Source organism: Leifsonia williamsii (assembly GCF_030433685.1).
GTDB lineage: Bacteria > Actinomycetota > Actinomycetes > Actinomycetales > Microbacteriaceae > Leifsonia > Leifsonia williamsii.
This window is the reverse complement of sequence record NZ_JAROCF010000001.1, coordinates 616,022-629,200: the sequence shown is the minus strand read 5'-3', so window position 1 is coordinate 629,200 and position 13,179 is coordinate 616,022. Positions and strand designations below refer to the sequence as shown.

The 13,179-nt window shown below is 71.3% G+C and carries 15 protein-coding genes; 10 read left to right on the top strand and 5 right to left on the bottom strand.

The features are described from left to right. The first annotated feature begins 1 nt into the window (after position 1). Both csrA and P5G50_RS02895 read left to right on the top strand, forming a co-directional pair. Positions 2–238 (top strand): carbon storage regulator CsrA, encoded by a 237-nt coding sequence (gene csrA / locus P5G50_RS02900; RefSeq protein WP_301211568.1) that lies wholly within the window; start codon positions 2–4, stop codon positions 236–238. Positions 239–306: 68 nt separating this feature from the next. Next, the gene (locus P5G50_RS02895) at positions 307–879 is read left to right on the top strand and encodes a cysteine hydrolase family protein (RefSeq protein WP_301211566.1); all 573 of its coding nucleotides are present in this window, start codon (positions 307–309) and stop codon (positions 877–879) included. Here P5G50_RS02895 and P5G50_RS18575 read toward each other — a convergent pair. After that, positions 827–1,171 carry a response regulator transcription factor gene (locus P5G50_RS18575; RefSeq protein WP_363319490.1) on the bottom strand — a complete coding sequence of 115 codons (345 nt, stop codon included), beginning with the start codon at positions 1,169–1,171 and terminating at the stop codon, positions 827–829. The two genes, P5G50_RS02895 and P5G50_RS18575, sit on opposite strands and share 53 nt — an antisense overlap. A 34-nt stretch (positions 1,172–1,205) precedes the next feature. On the opposite strand from P5G50_RS18575, the gene P5G50_RS02890 reads away from it, so the two are divergent. Next, on the top strand, positions 1,206–1,469 hold the full coding sequence (locus P5G50_RS02890; RefSeq protein WP_301211564.1) for a hypothetical protein: 264 nt from the start codon (positions 1,206–1,208) through the stop codon (positions 1,467–1,469). Positions 1,470–1,512: 43 nt separating this feature from the next. Here the strand turns inward: P5G50_RS02890 and P5G50_RS02885 are convergent, their stop codons facing one another. After that, on the bottom strand, positions 1,513–2,514 hold the full coding sequence (locus tag P5G50_RS02885; protein ID WP_301211561.1) for a DUF2599 domain-containing protein: 1,002 nt from the start codon (positions 2,512–2,514) through the stop codon (positions 1,513–1,515). Between the two features lie 177 nt (positions 2,515–2,691). Here P5G50_RS02885 and P5G50_RS02880 point away from each other — a divergent pair, with 177 nt between their 5' ends. Then, positions 2,692–3,129: a GreA/GreB family elongation factor gene (locus P5G50_RS02880; RefSeq protein ID WP_301211559.1), complete on the top strand. Its 438-nt coding sequence runs from the start codon at positions 2,692–2,694 to the stop codon at positions 3,127–3,129. A gap of 19 nt (positions 3,130–3,148) precedes the next feature. Here the strand turns inward: P5G50_RS02880 and P5G50_RS02875 are convergent, their stop codons facing one another. Together P5G50_RS02875 and gdhA are read right to left on the bottom strand one after the other, a co-directional pair. Beyond that, a complete protein-coding gene (locus tag P5G50_RS02875) occupies positions 3,149–4,003 on the bottom strand; it encodes an endo alpha-1,4 polygalactosaminidase (RefSeq protein ID WP_435870818.1) in 855 nt (284 codons plus the stop codon). Between the two features lie 5 nt (positions 4,004–4,008). After that, positions 4,009–5,358: an NADP-specific glutamate dehydrogenase gene (gene gdhA / locus P5G50_RS02870; RefSeq protein ID WP_301211554.1), complete on the bottom strand. Its 1,350-nt coding sequence runs from the start codon at positions 5,356–5,358 to the stop codon at positions 4,009–4,011. A gap of 154 nt (positions 5,359–5,512) precedes the next feature. Here gdhA and P5G50_RS02865 point away from each other — a divergent pair, with 154 nt between their 5' ends. Genes P5G50_RS02865 through P5G50_RS02845 form a run of 5 tightly spaced genes read left to right on the top strand, consistent with a single transcriptional unit; the run spans position 5,513 to position 9,879 of the window. Further along, positions 5,513–7,114: an MFS transporter gene (locus P5G50_RS02865; RefSeq protein ID WP_301211552.1), complete on the top strand. Its 1,602-nt coding sequence runs from the start codon at positions 5,513–5,515 to the stop codon at positions 7,112–7,114. Positions 7,115–7,116: 2 nt separating this feature from the next. Next, positions 7,117–8,379: a sensor histidine kinase gene (locus tag P5G50_RS02860; RefSeq protein ID WP_301211550.1), complete on the top strand. Its 1,263-nt coding sequence runs from the start codon at positions 7,117–7,119 to the stop codon at positions 8,377–8,379. Next, positions 8,376–9,011, top strand: coding sequence for a response regulator transcription factor (locus tag P5G50_RS02855; RefSeq protein WP_301211548.1), 636 nt, complete (start codon positions 8,376–8,378; stop codon positions 9,009–9,011). Before P5G50_RS02860 ends, P5G50_RS02855 begins: the two co-directional genes overlap by 4 nt. Before the next feature lie 4 nt (positions 9,012–9,015). After that, positions 9,016–9,648, top strand: coding sequence for a TMEM175 family protein (locus tag P5G50_RS02850; RefSeq protein WP_301211547.1), 633 nt, complete (start codon positions 9,016–9,018; stop codon positions 9,646–9,648). A 48-nt stretch (positions 9,649–9,696) separates the two neighbouring features. Continuing rightward, positions 9,697–9,879, top strand: a complete 183-nt coding sequence (locus P5G50_RS02845) for a hypothetical protein (protein ID WP_301211544.1) — start codon at positions 9,697–9,699, stop codon at positions 9,877–9,879. A 28-nt stretch (positions 9,880–9,907) separates the two neighbouring features. Here P5G50_RS02845 and P5G50_RS02840 read toward each other — a convergent pair whose 3' ends face one another. Next, positions 9,908–10,162, bottom strand: coding sequence for a hypothetical protein (locus tag P5G50_RS02840; protein ID WP_301230565.1), 255 nt, complete (start codon positions 10,160–10,162; stop codon positions 9,908–9,910). Between the two features lie 121 nt (positions 10,163–10,283). Here P5G50_RS02840 and P5G50_RS02835 point away from each other — a divergent pair, with 121 nt between their 5' ends. After that, the gene (locus P5G50_RS02835; RefSeq protein ID WP_301211537.1) at positions 10,284–13,157 is read left to right on the top strand and encodes a hypothetical protein; all 2,874 of its coding nucleotides are present in this window, start codon (positions 10,284–10,286) and stop codon (positions 13,155–13,157) included. Positions 13,158–13,179: the final 22 nt, after the last annotated feature.

Genomic DNA, 13,179 nt, shown 5'->3' with positions numbered 1-13,179 from the left:
AATGCTGGTATTGACGCGCAAGGTCGGCGAGCGGGTGCTCATCGGCGACGACATCGTCGTCACGATCCTCGACGCGCGCGGCGACGGCATCCGCATCGGGATCGACGCGCCGCGCGGCATCCGCATCCAGCGCGACGAGGTGGTCAAGGCCGTCACCGAGGCCAACCGGGAGGCGCAGGCGCAGGCCGCCGCGGCCGACGACGCCGAGGCGCTGATCAAGAAGTCGCTCGGGCTGTAGCGGCGGCCCGCCGCCCCGCCGCGGGCGCACACAGTCGGCACTCGGCTCCGACGAGATAGTTTACAAACATGAACGATCTCGACCCCGCCCGCACCGCCCTCCTGCTCATGGACGTGCAGAACGGCATCGTCGGCCGCCACCCCGACGTCGCCGGCTTCGTCGCCGGGCTGGGGAGGGCCCGCGCCGCCGCCCGCGACGCCGGCCTGACCGTCGGCTACGTGCGCGTCGCGCTCACCGCGGAGGAGCGGTCCGCTGCTCCCGCCGGCTCCCGCTTCGCCTCCGAGCAGCTCGACGCGGACGGCCCGGCCACGCAGTTCCACCCGGCGCTGCACCCGGCGGAGGGGGAGGTCGTGGTACGCAAGAAGCGCTTCGGCGCCTTCAGCACGACCGACCTCGCCGAGCAGCTCGCGGCCCGGGGCATCGACACCCTGGTGCTCGCGGGCGTCTCCACCAGCGGCGTCGTGCTCTCGACCGTGCGCGACGCGACCGACCGCGACTACCGCCTCCTCGTGCTGGAGGACGGCTGCTGGGACGCCGACCAGCAGGTGCACGCCGTGCTCACCGGCAAGGTCTTCCCCCGGGCGGGCGTCACGGTGACGACGATCGACGGGTTCGTGGAGGCGGTGGGGCTGCGGCCCTGATCACGTCGCTGGCGCCGTGATGTTGCCGCGCGCGGTCGATCGAAGCAGGCGAGGGGCGCACAGGCAGCTCTGATGCGTCGAGGAGGCCTCCGGCGATCGCATGGACCACTGCGGCCAGAGTGTTGGGCGCGCAAAGGCGCTGCCGAGCGACGCGGAGATGGTGCCGGACCGTATGCGGGGACAGGTGCATGCGGTGCGCCACTTCGTCCACGGTCGCCCCATTCGCGATCTCGCAGAGAACGTCGAGTTGCCTCCGAGAGAGCTCAGCGGGCGTTGTGGGCGGTCTATGCATGTGAAATGTGATGTTGTCTGGTACCTTCGCCATCATGTCTAGCAGTCGAGTCGTCCGCCGGGTGATCGCAGGAAGCGCCTCGGTCGCACTGGGAGTGATCGTGCTTCTCGTCTGGGCAGAGGTGCTGGTGAAGCGGGGGTATGACGTCGACGAGGCCGGAGCGGAGGGCTACTCGCTGGTCACCGACTACGTCCTTCTCGGTGTAGCGATCGCTCTGATCGCGGCGCCGATCGTCATCTGGTTCGTCAACGGCTATCGCAGGCTCGTGGATGGCCGAGGGGAAAGCGAGCCGGATTAGGGGGCGGAGCCGGGCGTTGGCTCGCGTTCCCAGCAGCCTGTAGCTACCAGTTGCACTGCTTGGGGTTGACTCCCCAGTTGGCGTTCTGGCCACGGAAGGCTTCGAGGTTCCAGGGGTTCTTAGATGGCGCGTAGACCGTGTGGCAGTCGTATTGCTGCTTGATCGTCGCGATGTTCATCGCGGGTCGTTTTGCGACGGCGTCCTTCCATCCCTCCGTCCTCATGACGGTCGCGCCGAGAAGGGCGTCGTAGTTGCCGGGCCGGAGCATGCCCATGGCGACATTGTCTCCGTAAGCGGTCTTGACGACGCTGTACCGCGGCTTGCCGCCTTCGCTTCCGAGGTCCACCCGTGCGATAAGTGCCTGGCCGAGGTACGGATCGGCGACGATGGGGTACGAGAAGGTGCCGCTCCGGTGATCGACGACTTGTGTCAGCGAGTTCCCGCTCACCTCGTAATGCGTCGGCACCGATCGTCCGTCGGCGTCGACCGCCCATGCCGGTGCGATCGTCGCCACTCGTGAGCCGCTGTCGTCGCGCACGGCGAGAAGGGGGCCACTGGGGTCGAGGTGGGCTCCGTCCTTCGCGGAGAAGTCATAGGTGTATCGACTGGGTGCATCGCCGGACTCCAGGATCGTGATGATCTGGACCGATCCGTCGGTCTTCGTGATGGGAGCCGTGCGCGAGTCGTTGCCGTTGTCGTAGCCGCTGACGACGTCATTCTCTTCGTCGCGGGTTGCGGCCGAGTCGGCGAAGGGGAGCCCGATTTCCAGGCTCCCGGCGTCCGGGTTGCTCATCACGATCGGTTCAGAAGAGTCGGCGGGGAGCTGAACCGACGATCGCGTCTGCGCGGACGTGAAGGAGGCCGTCCCCGACCGGGTCTCCCGAACCGCGACTGCGTCATCCAACACTTCGGGCAGCGCCTCCAGCGCTGCGACGGTCGCTGTCCCGGATTCGTCGGCGTAAGCGGCCGCCGGAGAAAGCAGGGCGGATGCCATCGCTGCTGCCGAGACGAGTGTTACGACCTGCGCGGGGTTCGGAAATTTCATGGGTGCCTCCGACGTGAGAATCTATAGAATCAGGATTCTGCATTTCAGATATCGATGGCATCGCGCATTCGTGTAGTTCTGCGACCGGTGACGCCCGCAAATTCCCCACCCGCTGATTTTTCCCCGCTGACCGGGCTATGATTGTCGTTCGCCGTCGTCGAACCAAGGAGACGCGTCATGGATACCGCGGCACACGCGACCCCCGTCTGGATGACCGCCGAGTCGCGCGAGCGGCTCCAGAAGGAGCTGGACGGGTTGAAGGCCGCGCCCGCGCCGACCGGTGACGCCGGCGTGACGCACGCCTCCCGCATCCTGGAGCTCGTGCGCATCCTGCGGACGGCCGAGGTCGGCTCCAAGCCCGACGACGGGCTGGTCGAGCCGGGCATGAAGGTCACCGTGCGGTTCGACGGCGAGCAGACCGTGCAGGCGTTCCTGCTCGGCTCGCGCGAGCTGCTCGCCGACTCCGGGATCGAGCTCGACGTCTACTCGCCGAGCTCGCCGCTGGGCGCCGCGATCAACGGCAAGTACGCGGGCGACACGGCCGAGTTCGTCTCGCCGTCGGGGCGGACCGTGCAGGTCGCGATCCTCGCGGCGGTGCCGTTCACCGGCGTCTGAGCCGCGACGCTCCGACTCGTCAGCCCGCGCACGCCCGGTAGGCGTACCCCGTGTCGCCGGGCGTGCGGAGGTCGTGGTCGCGCAGGATCATCGCCGTCCGCTCGTCCCGCTCCGCGCACGCGGCGCTGAAGCCGCCCTCGCCCAGCTCGTCGGTGTACTCGACGTCGAGCAGCACCGGGTACACGCTCGTGTACGCCGCGCACTCGTCGTACACCACGCACGACTCCGCCACGGCGAAGTCGTAACCGAGCCCGCGCAACCGCTCCGACTGGTCGGCCGTGTTCTTCTGGGCGATGGCGAGGCCGTGCCGGTGCGCGATGGCGGCGTACGCCGCGGCGAGGGCCACGTTGTCGTCGGCCGTGAGGGCGCCCTTGGAGCGCGTGTAGGAGTCGAAGTTGTCGATCTCGACCGCGTCGAAGCCGGCGCGCGCGCAGCCCTCGATCCACGGGCCTACGAGCGCGGCGAGGGCGTCGCGCCGGGCCTCCGTCGACGTGTCGTAGAGGTACTCGTCGGGCCAGCCGGGGTCGACCAGCGGGCCGTCGCCGGTCTGCAGCAGGAGGTCGGGATGCTGCTGCGCGAACCGCTCCGACGCATCGGGCTGGGTCTGGAACCCGTTGACGTAGCAGATGTCGTACCCGGCCCCGGCGGGCTCGGCGGTGCGGTCGCGCGCGACCGTCTGCACGCCCGTGGGAGGCGGATAGGCGCCGCCGAGCTGGTAGTCGAAGCCGGCGGACGGGTCGGGGAGGCGCGGCGTCGCGTGGGCGGACGGAGACGCGGGTGCGGACGCGGGATCGGGCACGCCCGAGCAGCCGGCCAGCGCGAGGACCAGCGCGCCACCGAGCAGCGCGCCGCCCAGAGCCCCCGTCACCCGCATGCCGCTCAGATCACGCCGAGCGCGAGCATCGCGTCCGCGACGCGCTTGAAGCCCTCGATGTTCGCCCCGGCCACGTAGTTGCCGGGGGAGTCGTACTCCTCCGCCGTCGCCAGGCAGCGGTCGTGGATGCTCTGCATGATCTCCTGCAGCCGCGCCTCCGTGTGCTCGAAGCTCCAGGAGTCGCGCGAGGCGTTCTGCTGCATCTCGAGCGCGCTCGTGGCGACGCCGCCGGCGTTCGCCGCCTTGCCCGGCGCGAAGAGCACGCCCGCCTCCGAGAACCGGCGCACGGCCTCCGGCGTCACCGGCATGTTGGCGCCCTCGGCGACGGCCTGCACGCCCCCGGCGATGAGCGCGGTGGCGGCGTCGGCGTCGAGCTCGTTCTGGGTGGCGCAGGGCAGGGCGATCTCGCACGGGACGTCCCACACGCTGCCGCCCGCGACGAACTGCGCACTGCCGCCGCGGGCGGTCGCGTAGTCGCTGACGCGTCCGCGCTGCTCGCCCTTGACGTGCTTCAGGAGGTCGAGGTCGATGCCGGCGGGGTCGACGACGTAGCCGCTGGAGTCCGAGCACGCGACGACCGTGCCGCCGAGCTGCTGCACCTTCTCGATCGCGTAGATCGCGACGTTGCCCGAGCCGGAGACGACGACGCGCTTGCCGTCGAGCGACTCGCCGCGCGTGCGCAGCATCTCCTGCGTGAAGAAGACGACGCCGTAGCCGGTCGCCTCGGTGCGCACCTGGGAGCCGCCCCAGGTGAGGCCCTTGCCGGTGAGCACGCCGGACTCGTAGCGGTTGGTGATGCGCTTGTACTGCCCGAACAGGTAGCCGATCTCGCGTCCGCCGACCCCGATGTCGCCCGCGGGCACGTCGGTGTGCTCGCCGAGGTGCCGGTACAGCTCGGTCATGAACGACTGGCAGAACCGCATGATCTCGGCGGCCGAGCGGCCCTTCGGGTCGAAGTCGGAGCCTCCCTTGCCTCCGCCGATGGGGAGGCCGGTCAGCGAGTTCTTGAAGATCTGCTCGAAGCCGAGGAACTTGACGATGCCGCCGTAGACGGTCGGGTGGAAGCGCAGGCCGCCCTTGTACGGCCCGAGCGCCGAGTTGAACTCGACCCGGAACCCGCGGTTGAGGTGCACGCGCCCGTGGTCGTCCAGCCACGGCACGCGGAAGATGATCTGCCGCTCGGGCTCGCACAGCCGCCGGATGATCTCGGCGTCGACGTACTCGGGGTGCTTGCGGACCACCGGGTCGAGGCTCTCGAGCACCTCGGCGACCGCCTGGTGGAACTCGAGCTCGCCCGGATTGCGGCGCACCACCTCGTCGAAGATCGGTGACAGGTGGTCGTTCAGCGCTGGCATGACGGTACTCCTCACTCGCCGGGCGGTCGGGCCCGGATGGCACCGCACCAGCCTAGGGGCGGGTGGAGGTCGTCGCCGTGTCCACCGATCGGCGGACACCGCTGACCACCCGGAGCCGGTGCCGTCCACCGGCCGCCGCCGCGAGGCTGGAGGCATGAACATCGCAGCCTCGTCGAAGCCGGCCCTCGCCGGCCTGATCCTCGCCGTGTCGATGACGACGATCGACTCCACGATCGTCGCGCTCTCGTCCCCCTCCATCCAGCAGAACCTGGGTCTCAGCCACGACGGGATGCAGTGGGCGGTCAACGTCTACCTGCTCGCGACCGCCGCCTTCTTCCTGCTCGGCGGGCGCATCGCCGACGTCGTCGGACACAAGCGGATGGCCCTGGTCGGCATCGCCGGGTTCGGCCTGACCTCGCTGCTGTGCGGGCTGGCGCCGGCGGGCGACCTCGCCGAGGCGTGGCTCGTGGGGGCCCGCGCGCTGCAGGGCGTCAGCGGCGCGATCATGTTCCCCGCCGCCATCGGGCTCGTCGTCGAGGGGTTCCCGCGCGAGAGCCGCGGCCGGGCGATGGCGATCTTCTTCGCCATCACGGGCGCGATGACGGCCATCGGCCCGATCGCGGGCGGGTGGCTCACGCAGTGGACTTGGCGGGCGATCTTCTGGGTCAACATCCCGATCGCCGTCGTCGCCTTCCTGATCGTGGCGCTCGCCGCGAAGCCGTCCGTGCGCCGGCACGAGCGGATCGACTGGCTCGGGGCGCTGGTGGTCGCGTGCGGCATGGGGCTCGTGGTGTTCGGGCTGCAGCAGGCGAGCCCGTGGGGCTGGGACAGCCCGGCCGTGCTCGCGTCGCTCGCGGCGGGCCTGCTGCTGCTCGTCGCCTTCGTGCTGCTCCAGCGCCGCAGCGCGCAGCCGCTGGTCCGGCTGGCCGCGTTCCGCGACCGCGGGTTCACGCTGTCGACGCTGGCGACGCTGTTCGCCTCCGTCGCCTTCATCTCGACCTTCTTCTTCCTGAGCGTGTACGGGCAGGTGTCGCTGCAGCTGTCGGCGGCGGAGACCGGGCTGCTGTTCCTCAAGTTCTTCCTCGGCTTCGTGGTCGCCAGCCGGATCGGCTCGGTGCGGTTCGACCGGCACGGCGCCAAGTACGTCGTGCTTGCGGGCGGCATCGTCGGCGCCATCGGATTCGGCTGGCTCGCGCTGCGGGTCACCGACCTCACCGGCGACGCGCACGCCTTCCTCAACGCGCAGGCGTGGCCGATCATCGTGGCGGGCGCGGGCATCGGCCTCATGTTCAGCGCGGTCACGACCGACGCGGTCAACCGGTCCATCGGCGCGAGCTACGGGGAGGTGTCGGCCGTCTCGCAGACGATGAAGAACTTCGGAGGCGCGCTCGGCATGGCCGTCTTCACCACCGTGGTCACGTCGCGGCTCACCGACCTGCTGACCACCTCCTTCGCCCGCTTCGGCGGCACGGCGGCGGACGCCCGGAGCGCGGTCGCGCAGATCAGCGGGGCGTCGGGAGACTCGGGCGGTTCGCTCGCGCAGCTTCCGCAGGCGGTGCGCGACCAGATCCTCCAGGCGGTTCAGACGGACTGCGCCGGGGCGGTGCAGTGGGCGTTCTGGGGCATGGCGGCGGCGATGGCGGTCGTCGCGGTCATCGGGGTGCTGTACCCGGCCGGGCGCACCTCGCTGCCGGAGACGGTCTCCGACGTGGCCGGCACGAGCGGCACGGCCGTGGCGCCGACGGCTACAGTCTGATCGTGACCACCTCGGGCGACGCGCAGCGGGTCGAGGACCGCGCCTTCGGCGACTGGATCGGCTATTCCGCCGTCGCGACCGTCGCCTCGGCGGCCATCATCCTGGCGAACCCCCTCTACGGGTTCGGCCGGTCGGCGGCCGCCGCGGCGATCGTCGTCGCGCTGTACCCGGTGTACTGGTTCCTCGCGCGGCCGAGCCGCTCCGGCCTCCGCTCCAACTCGTGGCGGGCGTGGACGTACATCGCGATCGCCGTCGTCGCCTACCTGGGCGCGATCGCGCTGACCGACTGGGCCAACGTGGCGCTGTTCGTGCTGTCGCCGCAGATCTTCCTCCTGCTGACCTTCGTCCCGGCCTGCACCGTGATCGTGGTGCTGAATCTGGGCGGGCTGGTCGTGCGGCTCGGCGTGGGCGAGATATCGGTCGCCGACCTGGCCGGGACGGCGGGGATCACCCTGCTGGTCATCGCGATGTCCATCTACTTCAGCAACCGCATCACCGCGGTGACGAAGGAGAGCAAGGAGCGCGGCCTCCTGATCGACCGCCTCCGCCTCCAGCAGGCCGAGATCGCGCAGCTGTCGGAGCAGCAGGGAGCGGCGGCCGAGCGCGAGCGCATCGCCCGCGAGATGCACGACACGCTCGCCCAGGGCTTCACGAGCATCGTCACCCTCGGGCACGCGGTCCAGGCCGAGCTGGAGACCGACCCGGGGGCCGCCCGCCGCCACATCGAGCTGATGACGCTGACCGCCCAGGAGAACCTGCAGGAGTCGCGCCGCATCATCGCGGCCCTCACGCCCGGACGGCTCGCCGAGGACTCGCTCGACCGCGCGCTGCGCCGCGTCACCGCGCGCTTCGAGGACGAGACCGGTGTGCCGGCGGCGTACACGGTGACCGGCGAGCCTCGACCCGCGCCGCCGACCGTCGAGGTCGTGGCGCTGCGGGTGCTGCAGGAGGCGCTGGCCAACGTCCGCAAGCACGCGGGCGCCCGCTCGGTGTCGGTCGAGCTGGCCTACGAACCCGGCGAGCTGCGGCTGCAGGTGGCCGACGACGGCAGCGGCTTCGACACCGCGGCCCCGCGCGAGGGCTACGGCATCGACGGCATGAGCGCACGGGTGCGGGAGGCCGGCGGGAGGTTCGAGCTGAGCGCGCGGGCCGACGTGGGCACGACTTTGAGCGCGACGCTGCCGGCGCCGACCGCCGCCGCGACCGGTGCTGCCGCCACCGCCACTCCCTCCACCCCACCGAGCCCCGAGGAGCCCCTCCCGTGATCCGCATCGTGCTGGCCGACGACCACCCCGTCGTGCGCGAGGGCATTCGCGGGATGCTGCAGGCGTACGACGACATCGAGGTGGTGGGCCAGGCCTCCAGCGGACCGGAGGCGGTGTCGCTCGTCGCCGCCCTCGCACCCGACCTCGTGCTGATGGACCTGCGCATGCCCGGCGGAGACGGGGTCGCCGCGACGCGCGTCATCACCGAGCGGCATCCCTCCACCAGGGTCGTCGTGCTGACGACGTACGAGACCGACCAGGACATCCTGCGCGCCATCGAGGCGGGCGCCGCCGGCTACCTGCTCAAGGACATCGCGCCGGCCGAGCTCGCGCGCTCGGTGCGGGCCGCGGCCGGCGGGGAGACCGTGCTCGCCACCTCCGCCGCGACCGCGCTCCTCGGCCGGGTGCAGGGCAGGCAGGCCGCGCCCGAGCTGTCGCCGCAGGAGGTGCGCGTGCTGCGTCTCGCCGCCGACGGCCGCACCAACGCGGCGATCGGCGCTGTGCTGTTCATCGGGGAGGCGACGGTGAAGACGTACCTGAGCCGCGCGTACGAGAAGCTCGGCGTCTCCGACCGGACCTCCGCGGTGCGGCGCGCCCTGGAGCTGGGGCTGCTCGACGACCCGGCAGAATGACGGCATGTCGGTGTTCAGGACGGAGCGCGGGATCGACCGCCTGGTCAACTTCTCCGACGCGACCGTCGCCATCGCGATCACGCTGCTGATCCTCCCGCTGGTCGACGCCGGTTCGGACGTGGGGAGGCTCACCCTCGGTCAGTTCATGGACGAGCACTTCTGGGAGGTGATCGCGTTCGTCGTGTCGTTCGTCGTGATCGCCCGGTTCTGGCTGGTGCACCACCGGGTGTTCGACTGGCTCGCGGCCTACACCGTCCCGCTGCTGTGGCTGAACTTCCTCTGGCTGGCGACCATCGTCTTCATCCCGTTCACGGCGAACGTGCTGTCCTCCAGCGAGGGCCAGCAGCCCGCGGTCTACGCGCTGTACATCGGCAACATGCTGATCGCGACGGTGACCATGCAGGCGATGGGCATGTACATCCAGCGCAAGCCGGGCGTCGCGCTCGAGGAGGCCCTGCCGGCGATGGACGCGACGCGCGGCTGGTCGACGAGCCTCCTGATGGCGCTCGCGCTGGTGCTCGCCGTCACCGTCCCGAGCGTCGGGATGTGGTGGCTCTTCGTGCTGTTCCTGTCCGAGCCCGTCCACCGGCTGCTGCGAGCGGTGTTCGCGCGCACACCTTCCGGAACGGACGCCTGAGGGATACCGTCGGCCCCGAACAGCCACGCCGAACGGCAAGGAGCACCGATGCGCAGCAAGACCTTCTTCGTCCTCGTCGCGATCGCGGCGGCCTACCTCCTGGGCGCCCGCGCCGGACGCGAGCGCTACGAGCAGATCGTCGGCTCGGTCGAGTCGTTCTGGAACTCGCCCGACGTCAAGGCGGCCCGCAAGAAGGCGGCCAAGCAGGCCGCGAAGGCCCGCGGCCGCTAGACCGCGCCTTCACGGCTCGTCGTAGCCTTTACGGCTCCTCGTAGTCGCCCTCGGTGTACTCGCCCTGCGGCGTCTCCGTCGACTGCTCGACCGCCTCGTCGGTGTCGGTGTAGCTGCCCTCGGTCACCGTCTCCGGGCCGACGCCGTCGGTCTCGGTGTACTGGCCGTGGACGGTCCGCTCGTGCGGCGCCTCCCCGTCGACCTCGGTGTAGCTGCCCTCGAGATCGTCGCGCGCCTCGTCGTCGATGCGTCCGGTCCGGTCATCCTCGTGTGGGGTGCTCATAGCGCTGAGCGTACGCCGCGCCGCGTGCGAGGGCTATGCCCCTCGGCGCAGCGGCTCCGCCGTAGCCGCGGCCCGCAGCGCCGGAGTAGTCTGCGCGCGTCCACGACGAAGGGGCGGCGCGATGACCGACTCCGAGACCCCGGGCTCCGCGACCCCGGGCTCCCCGACTCCGGCGGCGGCCGGGCCGCATCGCATCCTCGAGCTGCGGGTGCACGGCATCAAGAACACGCCGCCCGCCGAGATGCTCGGCGTTCCGCAGAGCGAACTGCGGCAGACGCAGGGCGACGAGAACGGCGGCTTCTGGTGGGCGCCGCGTTCGCCGGAGCCCGACCCCGACGACCCGCCCGGCACGCTCGACCCCGCGGTGCCGCCGCCGGACGTGCGCCGGGAGGCGTACTCCTGGGGTCTGCTCGCCCGCTACGGCGCCGGGCCGCTGCTGTTCATCGGTCAGTTCTTCGTGCAGCTGGCCTGGCTGCTCCTGCTGCCGTTCGGCCTCGCCAACACGGCGTACTGGACGAGGCGGATCCCCGACCAGCATCCCGGCGGCGAGTGGAGGGGCGGGGTCGGCGCCGGATCGCTCCGCATCTTCGCGCTCGGCCTGACCCTGCTCTACGTGTGCGCGCTCGGCTCCATCAGCCTCGACCTCGGCGCACAGTGCCTCGGTCCCGGTGCCGCGGCCGGTGCAGGACCGTGCCCGGCGCTCCCGCACGCCGTGACCGACTTCTTCACCGGCCCGCTCGCCTGGCGCGGGAGGCAGCTCGCGGTGCTCTCCGTCGTCCCGATCGCGGGAATCCTGCTGCTCTACATCGTCGCCCGGCGCGCCCGCACGCGCTACGAGGCCGCGATCTTCGACACGACCGACCAGATGCGGCGCGGCGCCCGCCCGGAGGGGCCGGTGAAGCCGCTCAGCTCGGAGGGGTTCTGGCAGACCTCCCGCGTCGGCTCGCCGACCGAGTGGCTGCACCTCGGCGCGACGTTCTTCCTCGTCGCGCTGCTGCTCGCGTGGGACCGCCTCTTCGCCGTCTACGGGGGAAGCACCGACTGCGCCAAGCTGCAGACCTTCGTCGCCAACGGCTGCGCGCTGCGGGCGGTGGAGGGAGGGCACTGGTTGTTCCTGCTCGCACTCCTCCTCGGCCTGGCCGGGCTGACGGTCACCATCGTGCTCGTCGGCGTGTTCTCGGACACCGAGGACAGCGGCGACCGCCCGGTGGCCCGCTTCCTCGCCGACAAGCTCCGCACCCGCGAACGCTCCTCCCTGCTGCTGCTGTGGGTCGGCGTGCTGGTCTACGTGCTCACGCTCGTGGGGCTCGCGATCGACGGCGACTACGGGGAGGGCGCAGGCCGGGGCGGCGCGGCGCCGGCCTTCCTCGGGCTGGTGACCGCGCCCTCCCTGATCCTCGGCGTGCTCGTCGCCATCGCGATCTCGGCCCTCAGCTGGCGCCGGGGAGTGCCGCACGCCCTGTCGATCGTGATCATGGCGGTGGCGGGCACGAGCTTCCTGATCGCGGTCGCGCTCGGGCCGACCCGGCTCGACGAGGCGGCCCGGCCCGCGCGGGCGGCGTTCTTCATCATCGCGGCGGCGGCCGTCGTCATCGAGCTGGTGCTGATCGCGCTCTGGCCCCGGCTCACCCGCGACCCGATCCCACACCGGGTGGAGGGATGGGGCGGCACCGGCCCCGGCGTCATCATGCTGTGGGCGCTCGGCGCGGCGATGATCCTCTCGACGCTGCTGGTGCTCGGCACGCAGGCCTGGCTCGGGACGGGGGCGCCCGCGTGCGGATGCGTGGCCCCTCCCGCCGCCGCGTTGCGACCTCCCATCGTCTACCAGAACTTCGGCGACGTGCTGCCGCTGATCGCGATCGTGCTCGCGGTGGTCGCCGGCGTCGTGTTCTTCCTTCGCACGCGCTGGGTGCCCATGCTGACCACGCCGCCCACGCGCGGCGGCCGGCGGCCGATCGTCAGCCCGGTGAAGCAGTACCCCGACGGCGTCGTGCAGCGGGCCGACACGCAGGACCGGCTCGCGCTCAAGATCCTGCGCGCGCGGCGGCAGGCCGCCCTGTTCCACCGCGGCGAGCCGATCCTGGGGCTCCTCGCGGCGCTGTTGGCCGTCGGGTTCGTGGCGGCGCTCGCCGTCTCGTACACCGACGTCTACCGCTGGATCGACAGCTTCGTCGGGCCGGCGCTCGGCATCATCGCGATCGGGGTGCTGGTCCTCATCATCGAGAACGCCATCACCGCCAAGGAGCGGCCGATCAGCGTGATGTGGGACCTGATGTGCTTCCTCCCGCGGGCAGGCCACCCCTTCGCGCCGCCCTGCTACGCCGAGCGCGCGGTGCCCGAGCTGCGCGACCGGGTGGTCGACTGGCTCGGCCACGACCTCGTCCCTCCGGCGCACCTCGAGCCCGACGAGCAACTGCGCTGGCGGGAGGAGGTGCAGGAGCAGGCGCTGCGCCAGGAGCGGCCGTACAAGGTCGTCGTCAGCGCGCACAGCCTCGGCGCGGTGCTCGCCGTCGCGTGCCTGTTCACGCTGCGGCCGGGCGACGCCTCCCGGATCGCCAACGTCGGGCTGCTCACCTATGGGACGCAGCTGCGCGTGTACTTCGGGCGGTTCTTCCCCGAGCTGTTCGGGCCGCAGGTGCTCGGTACGCTGCCGCAACTCCCTCCCTCTCTCGCGCAGCCGGACCCCTGGTACACGCAGGTGCAGACCGACCAGCTCGGCTCGCCGCCGGAGTACCCGCCGTCGCGGGCCACCGACCCGACGCTCGTCGAGCTGCTCACCCAGCCGGATAACCGCGGCGTCGCCTGGTTCAGCCTGTGGCGCCGCACCGACTACCTGGGCTTCCCGGTCAACAGCAACGCCCCCAACGCGATCGACCGCGGCGCGGACGAGTTCGGGCCTCCGCGGTATCTGATCAAGGTCGCGACGCACCCGGACTACCCGTCGTCGCCGCAGTACGCGGCCGCGCTGCGGGAGCTGATCGAGCGGCTGGGGTGAGGGTCGCGGGTCTGTCGACTGT